15 protein-coding genes are annotated in these 16303 nt (G+C 72.6%); 10 read left to right on the top strand and 5 right to left on the bottom strand.

The features are described from left to right. The first annotated feature begins 5 nt into the window (after positions 1-5). From IEY98_RS25045 to IEY98_RS25035, 3 genes are read left to right on the top strand one after another with little or no spacing between them, the layout of a single operon-like run. A complete protein-coding gene (locus IEY98_RS25045; protein ID WP_189213083.1) occupies positions 6-1727 on the top strand; it encodes a dipeptide/oligopeptide/nickel ABC transporter permease/ATP-binding protein in 1722 nt (573 codons plus the stop codon). Continuing rightward, positions 1724-2677 carry an ABC transporter ATP-binding protein gene (locus IEY98_RS25040; protein ID WP_189213082.1) on the top strand — a complete coding sequence of 318 codons (954 nt, stop codon included), beginning with the start codon at positions 1724-1726 and terminating at the stop codon, positions 2675-2677. The genes IEY98_RS25045 and IEY98_RS25040 overlap by 4 nt, the downstream gene beginning before the upstream one ends. Continuing rightward, on the top strand, positions 2674-3075 hold the full coding sequence (locus tag IEY98_RS25035) for a hypothetical protein (RefSeq protein WP_189213081.1): 402 nt from the start codon (positions 2674-2676) through the stop codon (positions 3073-3075). Before IEY98_RS25040 ends, IEY98_RS25035 begins: the two co-directional genes overlap by 4 nt. A 5-nt stretch (positions 3076-3080) precedes the next feature. On the opposite strand, the gene IEY98_RS25030 is transcribed toward IEY98_RS25035, so the two are convergent. Continuing rightward, positions 3081-4025 carry a hypothetical protein gene (locus IEY98_RS25030; protein ID WP_189213080.1) on the bottom strand — a complete coding sequence of 315 codons (945 nt, stop codon included), beginning with the start codon at positions 4023-4025 and terminating at the stop codon, positions 3081-3083. Positions 4026-4091: 66 nt separating this feature from the next. Next, positions 4092-6200: an alpha-galactosidase gene (locus IEY98_RS25025; protein ID WP_189213079.1), complete on the bottom strand. Its 2109-nt coding sequence runs from the start codon at positions 6198-6200 to the stop codon at positions 4092-4094. 85 nt (positions 6201-6285) lie between these two features. Here IEY98_RS25025 and IEY98_RS25020 point away from each other — a divergent pair, with 85 nt between their 5' ends. The 3 genes from IEY98_RS25020 to IEY98_RS25010 are packed head-to-tail and all read left to right on the top strand — an operon-like array spanning position 6286 to position 10779. Beyond that, positions 6286-8727 (top strand): glycoside hydrolase family 2 protein, encoded by a 2442-nt coding sequence (locus tag IEY98_RS25020; protein ID WP_189213078.1) that lies wholly within the window; start codon positions 6286-6288, stop codon positions 8725-8727. Positions 8728-8736: 9 nt separating this feature from the next. Further along, entirely contained in the window at positions 8737-9729 is a 993-nt protein-coding gene (gene mgrA, locus IEY98_RS25015; protein ID WP_189213077.1) for an L-glyceraldehyde 3-phosphate reductase, read from the top strand. Between the two features lie 45 nt (positions 9730-9774). Then, entirely contained in the window at positions 9775-10779 is a 1005-nt protein-coding gene (locus IEY98_RS25010) for a Gfo/Idh/MocA family protein (protein ID WP_229787487.1), read from the top strand. A gap of 256 nt (positions 10780-11035) precedes the next feature. Here the strand turns inward: IEY98_RS25010 and IEY98_RS25005 are convergent, their stop codons facing one another. Next, positions 11036-11638 carry a TetR/AcrR family transcriptional regulator gene (locus IEY98_RS25005; protein ID WP_229787401.1) on the bottom strand — a complete coding sequence of 201 codons (603 nt, stop codon included), beginning with the start codon at positions 11636-11638 and terminating at the stop codon, positions 11036-11038. A 73-nt stretch (positions 11639-11711) separates the two neighbouring features. On the opposite strand from IEY98_RS25005, the gene IEY98_RS25000 reads away from it, so the two are divergent. Beyond that, the gene (locus IEY98_RS25000; RefSeq protein ID WP_189213075.1) at positions 11712-12275 is read left to right on the top strand and encodes a TIGR03086 family metal-binding protein; all 564 of its coding nucleotides are present in this window, start codon (positions 11712-11714) and stop codon (positions 12273-12275) included. 34 nt (positions 12276-12309) lie between these two features. On the opposite strand, the gene IEY98_RS24995 is transcribed toward IEY98_RS25000, so the two are convergent. Beyond that, entirely contained in the window at positions 12310-12858 is a 549-nt protein-coding gene (locus IEY98_RS24995; RefSeq protein WP_189213074.1) for a dihydrofolate reductase family protein, read from the bottom strand. Between the two features lie 135 nt (positions 12859-12993). Between IEY98_RS24995 and IEY98_RS24990 the strand changes: the two genes are divergently transcribed. Then, the gene (locus tag IEY98_RS24990; RefSeq protein ID WP_189213073.1) at positions 12994-13407 is read left to right on the top strand and encodes a VOC family protein; all 414 of its coding nucleotides are present in this window, start codon (positions 12994-12996) and stop codon (positions 13405-13407) included. On the opposite strand, the gene IEY98_RS24985 is transcribed toward IEY98_RS24990, so the two are convergent. Further along, positions 13393-13770, bottom strand: a complete 378-nt coding sequence (locus tag IEY98_RS24985; RefSeq protein ID WP_189213072.1) for an STAS domain-containing protein — start codon at positions 13768-13770, stop codon at positions 13393-13395. The two genes, IEY98_RS24990 and IEY98_RS24985, sit on opposite strands and share 15 nt — an antisense overlap. Positions 13771-14089: 319 nt before the next feature. On the opposite strand from IEY98_RS24985, the gene IEY98_RS24980 reads away from it, so the two are divergent. Together IEY98_RS24980 and IEY98_RS24975 are read left to right on the top strand one after the other, a co-directional pair. Then, positions 14090-14854 carry a GAF and ANTAR domain-containing protein gene (locus IEY98_RS24980; RefSeq protein ID WP_189213071.1) on the top strand — a complete coding sequence of 255 codons (765 nt, stop codon included), beginning with the start codon at positions 14090-14092 and terminating at the stop codon, positions 14852-14854. A 354-nt stretch (positions 14855-15208) separates the two neighbouring features. Continuing rightward, complete coding sequence (locus IEY98_RS24975) at positions 15209-16294, top strand: ferredoxin reductase (RefSeq protein WP_229787399.1); 1086 nt, start codon at positions 15209-15211, stop codon at positions 16292-16294. Positions 16295-16303 lie beyond the last annotated feature (9 nt).

Below are 16303 nucleotides of genomic sequence, written 5' to 3'. Positions count from 1 at the left end.
CCACGGTGACGAATCTGCTGCCCCGCTGGTCCGCCCGGCTCGGGGTCGGCCTCGGGCTGGTCGGCCTGATCACCCTGTTCGGCCTGCTCGGCCCGCTGCTCGTCGGCGACCCGAACGCGATCCGCGACATCGGCCTCACCCCGCCCGGCGGCGGGCACCTCCTCGGCACCACCCAGACCGGCCAGGACGTCTTCGCCCAGCTCGCCTACGCCACGCGCGGGTCGCTGGAGATCGGCGTGCTGGTCGGGGTGATGGCCACGCTGCTGTCGGCGGTCTTCGGCGTCATCGGCGCCTATGTCGGCGGGTTCACCGACGAGGCGTTCTCGCTGCTGTCGAACGTCATGCTGGTCATCCCGGGCCTGCCGCTGGTCATCGTGATCGCGGGCTTCGTGCCGCCGGAGTCGCGCGGCACGTGGACGATCGCGCTGGTGCTGGCGCTGACCGGGTGGGCGGCGTCGGCGCGGGTGCTGCGGGCGCAGACGCTGTCGCTGCGCAACCGCGACTACGTGGCGGCGGCGAAGGTCGCGGGGGAGCGGCCGTGGCGGATCGTCGCGGTCGAGATCGCGCCGAACCTGCTGCCGCTGCTGGCATCGCAGTTCGTGTTCGCGGTCATCCTGGCGATCCTCAACGAGGCGGGCCTGGCGTTCCTCGGCCTGGGCACGTCCAACTCCTCCACGCTGGGCACGATGCTCTACTACGCGCAGAACGGGTTCGCCCTGCAGCGCGACGCGTGGTGGTGGCTCGTGCCGCCCGGCCTGCTGATCGCGCTGCTCGGCTGCGGCCTCGCGCTGATCAACTTCAGCATCGACGAGATCATCGACCCGAAGCTGCGGAACCGGGCCCGCCGCCGCGACACGGTGGCCGCGCCCGCGCCGACGGTCGACGACCGGGACCCCGACCGCGTGCTCACCGTGCGCGACCTGGAGGTCGTCTACCGGGTGGAGCGGCCGGTGCACGCGGTCAAGGGCGTGTCGCTCACCCTGCGCCGGGGCGAGATCCTGGGGCTGGCGGGCGAATCCGGCTGCGGGAAGACGACCCTGGCGTACGCGATCAACCGGCTGCACCGCCCGCCCGCCGAGGTCACCGCCGGGTCGGTCGTCTTCCACGACCGCGACGGCACGGACATCGACGTGCTGGCCCTGGGCCCGGGGGAGCTGCGCGCGTTCCGCTGGGACAAGCTGTCCATGGTCTTCCAGGGCGCGATGAACTCGCTCAACCCCGTCACGACCGTCCGGGCGCAGCTCGACGACGTGCTGACCACGCACCGCCCGGGCATGTCGGCCGCCGAGCGCCGCGAGCGCTGCCAGGAGGTGCTGCGGCTGGTCGGGGTGGACCCGGCCCGGCTCGGGTCCTACGCCCACGAGCTGTCCGGCGGCATGCGCCAGCGGGTGATGATCGCCGCCGCGCTGCTGCTGGAGCCGCAGGTCATGATCATGGACGAGCCGACGACGGCGCTGGACGTCGTGGTGCAGCGCGGCATCCTGCGGGAGCTCCTGCGCTTCCGCGACGAACTCGGCTTCGCCGTCGTGTTCATCACCCACGACCTGCCGCTGCTGCTCGAACTCGCCGATCGCATCGCGGTCATGAAGGACGGCGAGATCGTCGAGTACGACACCGCCGAGCGCGTCCACCGCGACCCTCGGCACCCCTACACCCGCACGCTGCTGGCGTCCTTCCCCAGCCTGACCGGCGACCGCCGCGACTACGCCCGGGAGGGTGCGCGATGACCAGCACCATCGAGGTCCGCGACCTGGTCAAGGACTACACGATCCGCTCCGGGCTGAGCCGGGCGAGGCTGCGCGCGGTGGACGACGTCACGTTCACCCTGACCCCGGGCCGCACGCTCGCCCTGGTCGGCGAGTCCGGCTCGGGCAAGTCCACCATCGCCAGGATGATCGCCCGGCTGGAGCGGCCGTCGTCGGGCAGCATCACGCTCACCGGAGCGGACGGCGAGCGCGTGCCCGACCGGCGGTATCGCAATCACGTCCAGATGGTGTTCCAGGACCCGTTCGCCTCGCTCAACCCGTTCCACACCATCGAGCACCACCTGGCCCGCCCGCTGCGGCTGCACGGCCGCGCCTCGGACATCCGCGCGGAGGTGGCGCGGCTGCTGGAGCGGGTGAACCTGCCCGCGGCCGAGATCGCCCACCGCAGGCCGCACGAGCTCTCCGGCGGTCAGCGCCAGCGGGTGGCCATCGCCCGCGCGCTGGCGCCCGGGGCGCGGGTGGTGGTCGCCGACGAGCCGGTGTCCATGTTGGACGTGTCCATCCGGCTCGGCGTGCTGACCCTGCTCAACCGGCTGCAGCGGGAGGAGGGCCTGGCGATCCTCTACATCACCCACGACCTGGCCACGGCCCGGCACTTCTCCGACGACATCATGGTCCTCTACCGGGGCAGGGTCGTGGAGCGCGGACCGGCGGACGAGGTGATCCTGCGGCCCAAACACCCGTACACGCGGCTGTTGGCCGCCGCCGCGCCCGATCCGGACGCGCGCGGCCGGTCGCTGGAGTCGGGACTGGACGTCGCGGGCAACCCGCCGGTCCGCGTCGACGACCCCGGCTGCACGTTCCGCGACCGCTGTCCCATGGCGACACGGGTGTGCGCTCAGCCGGTGGCCGACCACCGGGTCGCCGATGACCACTACGCCAAGTGCTGGATGTACGTGGACGGGACATGATCACGCTGGTGTGGCCGGGACCGGGGCTGTGGCTGTGGTTCGACATCGGACCGGAGCGGCCGGTGCGCCTGCTCGCCGTCCGGGCTGACGACCGCGTACCACCGCCGGGGGCGGGGATGCCGCTGGCGACGGGCGAACGGCTGCGGTACCGCGCCCACGACCTGTCGGGCGCGCGGCTGCGGATCATCCAGGTCGACCCGGCCACGGCGGTCATCAGCGTATTCGAGACCCGGCCGCAGGGGCGCTCGGTCCGCATGTGGACCGAGGTGGCCCCCGCCGAGACGTTCGCCGCCGCTCCCACCCGGGACGGCGGCGGACCGGATGTGGTGCACGGCCGACCGCGGCGGATCCGCTCCCCGCTGCGCGCGGCCGTGCACCACCATCCGTTCAGCCGATAACGCGCTCAGGCGGCCGGGGGCAGCATCGGGAAGAGGACCGCGGCGAACTCCTTCGCCTCCGCGCACAGCGTGTAGGGCTCCTCGGCGTCGTTCACCACGGTGATCCGCACGACCTCGTGAACGCCGGGCGACTCCTCACGGTGCTTGCCGTACAGGTGGCACTGACTCGGTTCGACGGAGGTGTCGGTGACGGTGTCCCGGCCCGCCACGGTGGCCACCCCGCCGTCCTGGCCGAAGTCCTGCTCCACGCCGAACTCGACGTAGAGCGTCTCCCCCGTGCGGGGCAGGGCCCAGCGGCACGGGTCATCGGCTTCGGGAACGTGCCGGGCGCTCTGGAACCTGGCCGACTTCTCGACTGCCGCCGCGCCCAACTCGCACGCGTCCGCGTCGCGGAGCGTCCCGGCGCCCGCGTCGACGGTTCCGGGCCGCTTGCCCGCCAGGAGGTAGTCCACCACGTGCTCGGTCATCGCCTTCATGGGCTCGCACATGCTGACCGCGAACGAACCGATCATGACCTCGGCCTCGACGGCGATCCGCACCCCGTCATCGAAGACGACGTGCTGGACGCACTCGGTCTTGGTGCTCTTGACCGTCGCCACGGTGAGACCGTGCCCGGCGTCCCGGTCGCCGGAGGTTGCCGAGCCTGGCTTCTGCCCCGCGCCCACGCGCACCTCGAACGAGTTCTCGTAATCCTCGCTGAGCACGAAGAGGCCGCACGCGTCGAAGTCGCGCCGGGCGTAGTTCTCGCTGCCGTACTTGCCGACCGGTTCGGTGGAGATCATCGCGCACCACTTGGTCCGGAGCGGATCACCCACGATCTCGGCGCCGGGCAGGACCGCGGGCACGGTCGTCGGCGCCGCCTTGGTCGTGGTGGAGCCTGCAGGTGGCTGAGCGCTGTCCGCCGCCTCCGGCGATCCGCACCCGGCCAGCGCGGCGACGAGCGCGAACATCACAAAACGACCACGACGCATGTTTCCCCCATTCAGGATGTGCGGCGGCATAGTCGCACACCGGGGTCACACCTCCGTAGCGCGTATCAGCACCAATCGCTCGGGGTATAGCACCGGAGCCTGCAGCACACCGGCCGTCAGTGCGCGGCCGCGCAGGGTCACCCCCGTCGGGGTCCACCAGGGCAGCGGGACGCCCCAGTCGGCGGCGTTGCCGTCGGCGATGTCGCCCGGCGGGAGCGGGCGGACGTGGTAGGTCGCCTCGGGGTTCAGGCCCGGCAGGCGGACCGGGCCCGGCGGATACAGCTCGGACGTCCCCGTCGCCACGATCGCGAACACCGCGTCGGAGCCGTCCGCCGCCACCACGCCGTGCACGGGGCCGGAGTGGACGGAGACGCCGGAGTGCAGCAGGCCGCGGAGTTCCTTGTAGAGCGCCACCCACTCCGCCAACCGTGCGCGGTCCACATCGGACACTGTGGTCAGGTTCCACTCGATGCCGAAGTGGCCGAACAGCGCCGTGCCCGCGCGGAAGTCGAGCACGTGCCGCCGCCGGGTCGTGTGCGCGACGTCCGCGCCGACGTGGGTGCCCATCAGCTCCCACGGGATCAGCAGGTTCGTCCACCGCTGGATGGCCTGCCGCTCCAGGGCGTCGATGCAGTCCGACACCCACACCCGGTCCGTGCGGGCCAGGATGCCCAGGTCGACCCGGCTGCCGCCGGAGGAGCACGACTCGATCTCCACCGACGGATGGCGGGCGCGCAGTTCGTCCAGCAGCCGGTACGCCGCCAACGTCTGCCCGTGCACGCCCGCGCGCCCGGTGGGGCGATGACCTGCCTCCACCAGATCCCGGTTGTGATCCCACTTCAGGTAGGAGATCGCGTGCTCGGACAGCAGCGCGTCCAGCCTGTCCAGGATGTGCGCGTAGGCGGCGGGGTTGGCCAGGTCCAGCACCTGCTGCGCGCGGGCGGGCCGGGGCAGCCGCTGGCCCGCCGCCATGATCCAGTCCGGGTGCGCCCTGGCCAGGTCGGAGTCCTCGCTGATCATCTCCGGCTCGACCCAGAGGCCGAACTGCATGCCCAGGCCCGTCACGTGGTCGATGAGCGGCCCGAGCCCGTTCGGCCACGCCTGCTCCGACACGTGCCAGTCGCCGAGGGCGCGGCGGTCGTCGCGGCGCGCGCCGAACCAGCCGTCGTCGAGCACGAACCGCTCCGCGCCGACCTCGGCCGCGGCGTCGGCGAGGTCGGTCAGCCGGGCGAGGTCGTGGTCGAAGTACACCGCCTCCCAGGTGTTGACCACGACCGGCCGGGGCGTGCGCGGATGGGTCGGCCGTGCCCGCAGGTAGTCGTGGAAGCGGGCCGAGACGGCGTCCAGCCCGACGCCGTGGGCCCAGTACTGCCACGGCGTCGCGTACGACTCGCCCGGCGCCAGGACCACCTCGCCGGAGCCCAGCAGCTCACCCGAGCCGAGCAGGGACACCGAGTGGAAGGTGCGCTCGGCGATCGTGCGGAGGTTGCCCGACCAGGCCGTGTGCAGCGCCCACACCTCCCCGGACCGGTCGTCGAACCCGGCCGTCCCCGCCACCGTCAGATACGCCGCGTCGTATCCCGTGCGCCCGGTGCGGTTCTCCCGCACGCGCAGGCCCTGGGTGAACGGCGTCCGCACTGGCGCGCGCTCGCGCAGGTGGTGGCCGGTGAAGTCCAGCAGTTCGGTGGCCGTCTGCGGCACCGGCAGGACGAGCGTCACGCCGTCCACCTCGAACGGCGTGTCCCCGAGGTTGGTCAGCACCGCCCGCTGCTTCAGCAGGCCCTGCGGCGTCAGCTCGATCGTCAGCACCAGCCCGAGCCCGGCGTCGACCGCCTCGACGGTCAGCGTGTCGCCGTCCAGCGCGGCGGACGCGACGCGGAACGCTGTCGAGAAGTCCCGGCCGCCGCGGTTGCCGACCAGGCCGGGCGTGCCCAGCCAGCCCGCCGACTGCTCCGGCAGCACGGCGACCTCCACCGGGCCGTCGACCGAGAAGCCGATTGGCTGCGGCGCCGCGGCCAGCCGCAGGTCGGCGAGTTCGGCGGCCGTCAACGGCCCGAGGTCGGCCCCCCAGTGCAGGACCCGGGGCAGCGTGCCGCCCGCCAGGTCGAGCACGACGCCGACGCCCGCGGCGCGCAGCGACACGATGTCCGCCATGGTCTGGACCCCTCGTTGACTTACTTAAGTTGCTGGCGTAAGAATCGAGCCGAGCCTACTCCACCGGCGCTGAGGAGCGAAGCGGATGATTCGCCAGGAATTGCACGACGGGTGGCGCCTGCGGGCCACCGCGGGTCCGGTCCCGGCCGCCGTCGCTGGCGCCGACGTGCCCGCCGTCGTTCCCGGCGGGACCCACCTCGACCTGCTCGCCGCCGGGCTCATCGAGCACCCGTACCGCGACCGCGTCGAGTCCGATCTCGTCTGGATGCACCGCGCGGAGTGGCGCTATCGCACCGAGTTCACCGCGACGGCGGCGCACGGCGAGCGCGTCGACCTGGCCTTCGACGGGCTCGACACCGTCGCCACCGTCAGCCTCAACGGCGTCGTCGTCGGCAGCACGGCCAACATGCACCGCTCCTACCGCTTCGACGTGACGGCCCTGGTCCGCGACGGCGTGAACGAGCTGGTGGTCGACTTCGCGTCCGCGCTCGCCCACGCCGAGCGCGTCGAGGCCGAGTTGGGCTGGCGCGACCACGTGTACCCGCATCCGTTCAACATGGTCCGCAAGATGGCGTGCAGCTTCGGCTGGGACTGGGGGCCGGACCTGCAGACCGCGGGCATCTGGAAGCCGGTGCGGCTGGAGCGCTGGCACACCGCCCGGTTCGCCTCCGTCCGGCCGCTGGTGACCGTGGACGACGACGGCACCGGCCGCGTGGCGGTGCACGTCGACGTGGAGCGCACGGACACCGACGCCGAAGTGCGGGTGACCGCAACAGTTTCTGGGATCACCGCGACGACGACCCTGGCCGCGGGCGAGACCAGCGCCGTGGTCGAGCTCGCCGTCCCCGACGCGCCGCTCTGGTGGCCGACGGGCTACGGCGAGCAGCCCCTGTCCGATCTGGAGGTCACGCTCGACACCGGCGACTCCTACCGCCGCCGCATCGGCTTCCGCACGATCACCGTCGACACCACCCCGGACGAGGTCGGCACCCCGTTCACGTTCGTCGTCAACGGCAAAGCCGTCTTCGCCAAGGGCGCCAACTGGATTCCCGACGACCACTTCCTCACCCGGATCACCCGCGAGCGGCTCGCCCGCCGCGTCGACCAGGCGGTCGCGGCGAACATGAACATGCTGCGGGTCTGGGGCGGCGGCATCTACGAGACCGAGGACTTCTATGACGTCTGCGACGAGCGCGGTGTCCTGGTCTGGCAGGACTTCCCGTTCGCCTGCTCCTCCTACGCCGAGGAGCAGCCGCTGTGGGGCGAGATCGAGGCCGAGGCCAGGGAGAACGTCGCCCGCCTGACGTCGCACCCGTCGCTGGCGCTCTGGAACGGCAACAACGAGAACCTCTGGGGCTACGCCGACTGGGGCTGGCCGGAGCAGTTGCAGGGCAAGACCTGGGGGCTGCGCTACTACACCGAGCTGCTGCCCGCGATCGTCGCCGAACTCGACCCCACCCGGCCCTACGCGATCGGCAGCCCGCACAGTCCCGACGGCGTCCACCCGAACGACGAGGACCACGGCCCCCGGCACGAGTGGGAGGTGTGGAACCGCGTCGACTACGTCCACTACCGCGACCACGTCCCGCGGTTCTGCGCGGAGTTCGGCTTCCAGGGCCCGCCCACGTGGGCGACGCTCACCGCGTGGGTCCACGACGAGCCGATGACGCCGACCTCGCCGGGTTTCCTGCTGCACCAGAAGGCCGAGGACGGCAACGGCAAGCTCGACCGCGGCCTTGCCGCGCACCTGCCGGTCCCGGCCGCGTTCGCCGACTGGCACTGGGCGACCCAGCTCAACCAGGCGCGGGCGGTCCACTTCGGCGTCGCGCACTTCCGGTCGTGGTGGCCGCGCACGGCGGGCGCGCTGGTCTGGCAGCTCAACGACTGCTGGCCGGTCATCTCCTGGTCGGCGGTCGACGGCGACGAGCGGCCGAAGCCGCTGTACTACGCGCTGCGGCACGCCTTCGCGCCCCGGCTGCTGACCGTGCAGCCGCGCGGTGACGCGCTCGCCGTCATCGCGGTCAACGACACCGACGAGCCGTGGACGGGGGAGCTGTCCGTGCGGCGGATGACGCTGGCGGGCGAGGTGGTCGCGGAGGCGGCGCTGCCGCTGGACGCGGGCGCGCGGGGCGCGGCGCGGGTCGACCTGCCCGCGGTCGTGCTGGCGGGCGAGGACACCGACCTGCTGGTGGCCGCCGCGGGGGAGGTGCGGGTCGTGCACCTGTTCGTCGAGGACATCGCGATGCCGTACGACCCGAACCCGGTCACGGCGGCGGTGGCGTCGGTGAAGGGCGGCTACCGGGTGGACGTCACGGCGTCGGCCTTCGCCCGCGACGTCGCGCTGCTCGCCGACCGGGTGGCCGCCGACGCCGTCGCCGACGACATGCTGATCACCCTGCTGCCCGGCGAGACGCACTCGTTCCACGTCAGCACCGCCGCGGAGGTCGATCCCGCCGCATTCACCGCGCCCGAGGTGCTGCGCTCGGCCAACGCCCTGTGCGCCGCCGCGGCGCGCTCCGCAGGCTAGGCTGCCCCGATGGACTACACGGCAGCCGACACCCGGTACGCGGAGATGCCCTACCGGCGCTGCGGCCGCAGCGGCCTGCGGCTCCCGGCGGTCTCGCTGGGCCTGTGGCACAACTTCGGCGACGACCGCGGCCTCGCCACGCAGCGGGCGATCCTGCGGCGGGCGTTCGACCTCGGCGTCACGCACTTCGACCTGGCCAACAACTACGGCCCGCCGCCGGGCGCGGCCGAGTCGAACTTCGGCACGCTGTTCGCCCGGGACTTCCGGCCATATCGGGACGAGATCGTCGTCTCCACCAAGGCCGGGTACGACATGTGGCCCGGCCCGTACGGGGAATGGGGGTCGCGCAAGCACGTGTTGTCCAGTTTGGACCAGAGTCTCCGCAGGCTCGGGCTGGAGCACGTGGACATCTTCTACAGCCACCGCCCGGACCCCGACACGCCGCTGGCGGAGACGATGGGCGCGCTGGACACTGCCGTGCGCTCGGGCAAGGCCCTGTACGTCGGGATCTCCAACTACTCCGCGGAGCAGACGCGGGAGGCGGCGGCGATCCTGGCCGGGCTGGGCACGCCGCTGCTGATCCACCAGCCCGCCTACAGCATCGTGAACCGCTGGATCGAGGACGGGCTGCAGGACGTGCTCGACGAGGTGGGCGCGGGCTCGATCGCGTACTCCCCGCTGGCGCAGGGCCTGCTGACCGACCGCTACCTGAGCGGCATCCCGGCCGACTCGCGGGCGGCGGGGGCCAGCCCGTTCCTCAGCGCGGACGGCATCACCGAGGACACGCTGAGGCGGGTCCGCGCGCTGGACGAGGTGGCGCGGCGGCGCGGGCAGAGCCTGGCGCAGCTGGCGATCGCGTGGGTGCTGCGCGGCGGCCGGGTGACCTCGGCCCTGGTCGGCGCGAGCAGCGTGGCGCAGGTGGAGAACAGCGTCGCCGCCGTGCGCGGGCTGGACTTCGACGCGGAGGAGTTGGCGGCCATCGAAAAGATTTCCCTCGGCTGACCGGGTGGCGCGGCCATGATCGGGACGTATTGTGGACCGGTGCCGATGGTGAACGATCCGGTCTCCGCCGTCCAGGTCGGCCTCGGCGGGTGGGGAACCGACTGGGCGCTGCGGGTGCTGCCCTCCGCGCCCGGCATGCGCGTGGTCGCCTGGGCCGAGCCGGACCCGGCGCGCCGCGCGGCCTTCGCCGAGGCCACCGGGGTCCCGCTGCCGGCCATCCACAGCGGACTCGACGCCGCCATGGCCGAGGTGGACGCCGAGGCGGTGTTCGTCACCACCGCCCCCGCGACCCGCGGCGCCGTCACCCGTGCGGCGCTGAGCGCGGGCAAGCACGTGCTGCTGGAGAAGCCCTTCACCCTCGACCTGGCGGAGGCCGCCGACCTCGTCCACCTCGCCGACGAGGTCGGCAGGCGGCTGGTGGTCGCCCAGGACCACCGGTTCTTCGCCGCGTCGTCCCAGGTCCGGCACCTGCTGGCGCAGGAGGTCGTCGGTCAGGTCAGGCACGTGAGCGTGTCGTTCCGCCGCAACCACCGCTCCCCGGCGGAGGACACCTGCTCGGTGCTGTGGCGCACGGCGGTCCACCACTTCGACCTGCTCCGCGCGTTCTTCGGCGAACCCCGCGCGATCGACGCCCGCGCCTGGCCGTGCGGCCGCTCCCGGGACGCGGCGCTGACGTCGTTCTCCGCCGAGATCGAGTTCCGGTCGGGGGTGGTCGTCCAGTACAGCGCGAGCGCCGACAGCAGCGCGCCCGCGACCCCGTGGACCGGCGACTGGACCGTGGAGGGCGACGACGGCATGCTCCACTGGGCAGGCTCCGACCCGGCCGAGGGCGCCTACGCCCGCTACGCCCGGGCGGGCGGCGAACCCACCGAGGTCCCCGTCGGCATCCCGCACCTGCGCGACAGGTGGGCCGTGATCGCCCACTTCGCCCGCGCGGTGCGGGCGGGGTGCGAGAGCGAGATCAGCGGCCGGGCCACCCTGGGCACGGTCGCTCTGGTGAGCGCCGCCGAGACCAGCCTGACCACCGGCCGGTCCGTGACCCTCGGGTAACCCCGGCCCCGCGTCTCGCAGCGAACCGCGGCCCGACCACACCCACGCAGAACGGTCACTTGACCACCGCACGGCCGACCCCGAAGGGTCGCCGACCACTGCGCCTCTGGTGACGTCGAGGGGTTTGCCTGTCACCGCATGCCGGGGCGGGATGGTTCCGGGCAGGCAGAGCGGTCGCTCCGCGTCGCCGTCCGGTCATGGTGCCCGGGCAGCAGTGCCAGTGGTGGCTCGGCATCCTGGTCGGGCCGGGGCCGGGCTACTCCGGGTCCACGCCCAGGCGGGCCCGGATGCCCCTGATCGCCCGGTCGTACGCGGCGTCCGAGCCGGTCAGCACCGCTTCCATGTTGCCTGCTCGGGCAAGCGCGTCGAGCTCGAAGGCGATCTGGGCCGGGTCGGTGTCCGGGGGGAGGTGTCCGAGGGTGACCGCCTTGTGGGCGAGGCCGGTGAGGAGGTCGATCCACTTCTCGCGGCCGTGGCGGACCGCGTCGTGGACCCGGCCCTCGCGGGCGTCGAACTCGGCGATGACGCCCGCGAAGAAGCAGCCGCCGGGGAAGGCGCGGCTGCGGGAGTAGTCGAGCCAGTGCTCGCACATCGCCGTCAGGCGGGGGAGGCCGTCGGGGGCCTTCAGCGCGGGGCGGATGACCAGGTCGCGGAAGACGTCCTCGGCGTGGGCGATCGCCGCCAGTTGCAGGTCCTCTTTGGACCCGAAGTGGGCGAAAACGCTGCTCTTGCTCAACGCCAGGTCGGTCGCCAGCCTGCCGATGGTCAGCCCGTCCAGCCCCTCGACGGAGGCGATGTCCGCCGCCCGGCGCAGGATGCTGCGGCGGGTCTGCTCACCTCGCGCCAGTCGGCCGTCCACGGGCCCAATCTAGACGACCGGGTTGATCATGTGGAACTATGTGACCGAACGTTCGGATATCTCTGGAGGGGACATGGACATCAGGGACCTCGACCGGCGCGCCATCGAGTCGACCGGGGGGATCATCGACAAGCTGACCGACGACCAGCTCGACCTGCCCACGCCGTGCGACAAGTGGACGGTGCGGGACGTGATCGCGCACATGGTCGAGAACAACCACCGCACCGTCGAGCGGCTGACCGGCGCCGCCCCGCAGGCGGGCGACGACGTGCGCCGCGACTACCGGACCTCCGCCGCCGCCCTGACCAGCGCGTTCGCCGACGACGCCGCCATGGAGGCGCCGTTCGAGATGCCCGTCATCGGGCGCACGGTGCCCGGCAGCACCGCGCTCACCGTGCACTTCGCCGACGTCCTCGTCCACGGCTGGGACCTCGCCAGGGCCATCGGCGCCGACATCGCGCTCGACCCCGAGCTGGTCGAGGCAGCCCTGGGGATCGTCGGCCAGTTCCCGGACGTGCCGGAGCTGTGGTCCGACGACAGCAACGTCTTCAAGCCGCGCCTGGCCGCGGGCGGCGACGCCGACCCGCAGGAGCGGCTGCTCGCCCTGACCGGCCGCCGCGCCGACTGGACGGCCTAGCGGAAGGGGGCGGCCCGGGCGCCGGGCCGCCCGTCTAGACCGTGTACCGCAGCAGCACCGAGCGCCCGTCGAACGCGCGGGTCTCGGCCAGCCGCAGCGGGATGCGGGCCTTGCCGGGGGCGAAGACCGGCCTGCCGCCGCCGAGGACCACCGGGTGGACGACCACCTGGTACTCGTCGACCAGGCCGAGGTCGGTCAGCGCCGCCGCGGCCTCCGTGCCGCCCATGAGCAGCAGGTCGCCGCCGTCGCCCGCCTTCAGCTCGGCCAGGTCCTCGGCGCGCACGACGCGGGCGCCGTGCTCGGCCGAGGTGAGCGTGCGGGAGAGGACGGCCTTGGGGGTGGCCCGCCAGATCGGGGCGAACGCCAGGTCGTGCGGGTCGTCCGACATCGACTCCGCGGTGGGCCAGTAGCCCGCCATCCACCCCCACACCACGCGCCCGTAGAGCAGCGTGCCCGCCCGCTCGCTCAGGGCCAGCGAGTACGCCGACAGCTCCGGCCCCATCGCGGGCCAGTCGAACTCGCCCTCCGGGCCCTCGATGTAGCCGTCGACGGAGGAGTGGACGAAGTGGATGACCTTGCGCATGGCGGGCTCCGATGTCGTGTCGGGATGCTGTCACCGAGGGGTCGGAGCGGCCTGGGCGTTCTCGACACCGCGCAGCGAGAAATTTCCGGATGCCCGTTGATCTGCGACGATGCCGGTTACCGGAAGGAGACCACGATGGCATCGCGACTGAACCCCTACATCAGCTTCGACGGCGACGCCCGGCAGGCGGTCGAGTTCTACGAGTCCGTTTTCGGCGGAACCCTCACGCTCAACACCTTCGGCGAGTACGGCGCGGACGACCCAGCCCAGGCGGACAAGGTCATGCACGCGACGCTGGAGACCGCCAGCGGCTTCACCCTGATGGCGTCGGACACCCCGCCCGGCATGGCCCACAACCCCGGCGACAACATCGCGATCAGCCTCAGCGGCGACGACGCCGACGAGCTGCGCGGCTACTGGACGAGGCTGTCCGAGGGCGGCGCCGTGCAGATGCCCCTGGAGAAGCAGATGTGGGGCGACGAGTTCGGCGCCTGCGTCGACCGCTTCGGCATCACCTGGATGGTCAACATCTCCTCACCGCAGGGCTGACCCGACCGTCGGGTGGACGTCGAAGGCGTCCTCGAGGTCGAGCAGGGCCAGCGGGCGCAGCACCGGCCTGCCCGTGGCGACCAGCCGGAAGGCGATCCCGTGCTCGTCCGTCCTTGCCCGGTGCCGCTGGAGCGCGGTGATGCCCGCGACCCCGAGGAACGACACCCCGGTCAGGTCCACCACCACGCGGGTGTGCCTGCCGACGAGCACGGCCGCGGCGAGGACGGCGTCCAGTCGCGGCGCGGTCACCAGGTCGAGCTCGCCGTCGACGGCCAGCACCAGCGTGGACGGCTCCGGCGACGCGGCGGTGACGCTCAGCGCGCCGCGGTCGACCGAGGGGACCTGCGCGGCCGGGTCGGTCATCGGGTCTTGGCGTGCGCGACGGACATGGGCGGCCCTCCGGGGTTCTCGTGGATTCAGGACCGCCGTCCACGAGGCACCCGTTGGGGAGGATCGGAGGGAGGACGGCCCGCAGCGCTGTGCCCATGACGGGTCCACAGGGCTGCCCGGCTGACTGCCCAACCGCGGCACTGGTGATCCTAGAGCAGACCGGCGTTCGGTACAGTCGCGGCCAACGGGTGTTCGGCAGCGCAGCATCCCGACCATGACGGTCGCCTCCGGCCCCGAACGAGCGGCAAGGCCGGGTTGTCTGGCGCGTTGCCGCTGCCGTGGAGGATGTGCGATGTCTGGGGCGTTACGGCGCGTGCTGACGCTGGCGCAGGAGCTGGCCGAGGTGACCCGGCTGGCCGAGGACGACGACGTCAACGCCGTCCTCTCGCGGTTCGTCTCCCGGCTCGCCTTCACTGTGCCCGGCGTCACCGAGGCCACCATCACCGTGCGCACCGCCGACGGCGCCGAGACCGTCGCCGCCGTCGAGCTCGACCGGGTGGGCGAGGCGCCTGCCGCCATCGACCCGATCGCCGAGGCGCTGGAGTACCGCGAGCCGCGCCGCATCGACGACACCACGACCGACCAGCGCTGGCCCGCGTTCAGCGCGCACGTCGCGGGCCGCGGCTACCGCAGCGTCCTGGCGCTGCCGATCCCGACGCGCCGCTCGACGGCCGCCGTGCTCACCCTGTTCTCCGACACGCCGAACCAGTTCGGCGAGACGGCCTACGACATCGTGCTGCTGCTGACCCTGCACGCGGGCGCGGTCTTCGACAACGCCCAGCTCTACCACGATAGCCGCGGCCTGGTCGACCAGCTGCGGACGGCGCTGGACACCCGCCAGGCGATCGGCCAGGCCCAGGGGCTGCTCATGCGGCACTTCGGGGCCGACGCGGACGCGGGGTTCCAACTGCTCAAAAGAGCGTCGCAGAACACCAATTCCAAACTGCGGCAGGTGGCCGCGACGTTGGTGAGCGCGCACGAACAAGGCGATCTCGGGTCGGCGCTGGCGCGATTCGGCCTCGGGGATCCGGACACGACACCGGTGCCCGCAGGCTGACCGGAATAGTTGTCCCGTTCGGACGTGGTGGGCGTCGAAATTTGTTATGCCGACACCAGTCGCCTGCGCAGTAACCCTCGGCACAACCGGGACCCCGGACTGGCTCAGGTGGCTGACAAGTGGCATCGGCGCACGTCGGCGCCCGTTCGGCGGTAAACGCTCATCCGGCCGTGGAGTTGGAAAGCGCGGCTGTCCCCGGGTGACAAATTCCCTCCGAACAGCACTCCCTGAGTAGTTCTGGGCCGCCACCACGCCATTGACACCGATCTTCGCGCTCGGCCATCCTCGATCGCGGCGCGCCGAATGGAGCAATCGCGCGCCGTTCCGGTGAAAGAATTCGGCGAGGTGGCTGGCGTGGCGAATTCGGGCCTGGTGCGGGCGGCCGTGCGGCGGGTGCTGGAGTCCCCGATCGTCACGGGGCTGACCGCTCCGCACGGCGTCGACCGGTACCTGGGCATGGTCAACCCGCTGTGGTCGGTCCGGGAGATCCGCGCGGTCGTCGTCCGGGTCGCCCACCACACCCCGGACACCGTCACCCTGACCCTGCGGCCGAACGCCAACTGGACCGGCGCGCGGGCCGGGCAGCACGTGCGGCTGACGGTGGCGGTCGGGGGCGTGCTCCGCACCCGGTTCTTCTCGGTGGCCAGCGCGGAGGGCAGCGCGGACGTCGAGATCACCGCGAAGGTGAACCGCGCCGTCTCCCGGCACCTCAAGGAGCACGCCCGGCCCGGCATGGTCGTGACGCTGTCCCCGGCCGAGGGGGAGTTCGTGCTCCCCGACGTCCTGCCCGCGCGCCTCCTGCTGATCAGCGGCGGCAGCGGCATCACCCCGGTCATGTCGATCCTGCGCACGCTCACCGCCCGCGCGCACGACTCGCGGATCACCTTCCTGCACTACGCCTTCACCCCGCGCGATGTCGTCTACGCCGATGAACTGGCCGCGATCGCCGCCGCCGACAGCCGGGTGACGCTCCGCATCGCCTACACCGAGGCCCCCGGCGCGGGCGCGCTCGACGGCCTGTTCCGCCGCGAGCACCTGGCGGGCGCCGACCACGCCGCCGCCCTGACCTACGTCTGCGGCCCCGCGCCGCTGATGGACGCGGTCGCCGACCTCTGGGCGGCCGACGGGCTCGCCGGCCGGCTGCTGGCGGAGCGCTTCGTCCCGGTGACCGTCCCCAGCGCGGACGCCGTCGGCGAGGTGCGGTTCCGCCGCAGCGGGGTGCGCGCCGCCAACGACGGCCGCTCCCTGCTGGAGCAGGCCGAGGCCGCGGGGCTGAGCCCGGAGTACGGCTGCCGCATGGGCGTCTGCCACACGTGCACGACCGTCAAGGCCGATGGCGCCGTCCGCAACACGCTCACCGGCGCGGTGAGCGCCGAGCCCGGCGAGCGGGTCCAGCTGTGCGTCACCACCGCGTGCGGCGACGTCGAGCTGGACATCTGACACCAGAGA

This window comes from Actinokineospora fastidiosa, assembly GCF_014648415.1.
Classification (GTDB): domain Bacteria; phylum Actinomycetota; class Actinomycetes; order Mycobacteriales; family Pseudonocardiaceae; genus Actinokineospora; species Actinokineospora fastidiosa.
The sequence above is the reverse complement of the archived record's forward strand: the minus strand, read 5'-3'. Positions and strand labels throughout refer to the sequence as shown.

Excerpts from the sequence above, each read along its gene's own strand:
- IEY98_RS25020 (WP_189213078.1), top strand. The coding sequence starts at position 6,286 with ATGATTCGCCAGGAATTGCACGACGGGTGGCGCCTGCGGGCCACCGCG.
- IEY98_RS24990 (WP_189213073.1), top strand. The coding sequence starts at position 12,994 with ATGGCATCGCGACTGAACCCCTACATCAGCTTCGACGGCGACGCCCGG.
- IEY98_RS25000 (WP_189213075.1), top strand. The coding sequence starts at position 11,712 with ATGGACATCAGGGACCTCGACCGGCGCGCCATCGAGTCGACCGGGGGG.
- IEY98_RS24995 (WP_189213074.1), bottom strand. The coding sequence starts at position 12,858 with ATGCGCAAGGTCATCCACTTCGTCCACTCCTCCGTCGACGGCTACATC.
- IEY98_RS24980 (WP_189213071.1), top strand. The coding sequence starts at position 14,090 with ATGTCTGGGGCGTTACGGCGCGTGCTGACGCTGGCGCAGGAGCTGGCC.
- IEY98_RS25025 (WP_189213079.1), bottom strand. The coding sequence starts at position 6,200 with ATGGCGGACATCGTGTCGCTGCGCGCCGCGGGCGTCGGCGTCGTGCTC.
- mgrA (WP_189213077.1), top strand. The coding sequence starts at position 8,737 with ATGGACTACACGGCAGCCGACACCCGGTACGCGGAGATGCCCTACCGG.
- IEY98_RS25040 (WP_189213082.1), top strand. The coding sequence starts at position 1,724 with ATGACCAGCACCATCGAGGTCCGCGACCTGGTCAAGGACTACACGATC.
- IEY98_RS24985 (WP_189213072.1), bottom strand. The coding sequence starts at position 13,770 with ATGACCGACCCGGCCGCGCAGGTCCCCTCGGTCGACCGCGGCGCGCTG.
- IEY98_RS25030 (WP_189213080.1), bottom strand. The coding sequence starts at position 4,025 with ATGTTCGCGCTCGTCGCCGCGCTGGCCGGGTGCGGATCGCCGGAGGCG.
- IEY98_RS25010 (WP_229787487.1), top strand. The coding sequence starts at position 9,775 with ATGGTGAACGATCCGGTCTCCGCCGTCCAGGTCGGCCTCGGCGGGTGG.
- IEY98_RS25035 (WP_189213081.1), top strand. The coding sequence starts at position 2,674 with ATGATCACGCTGGTGTGGCCGGGACCGGGGCTGTGGCTGTGGTTCGAC.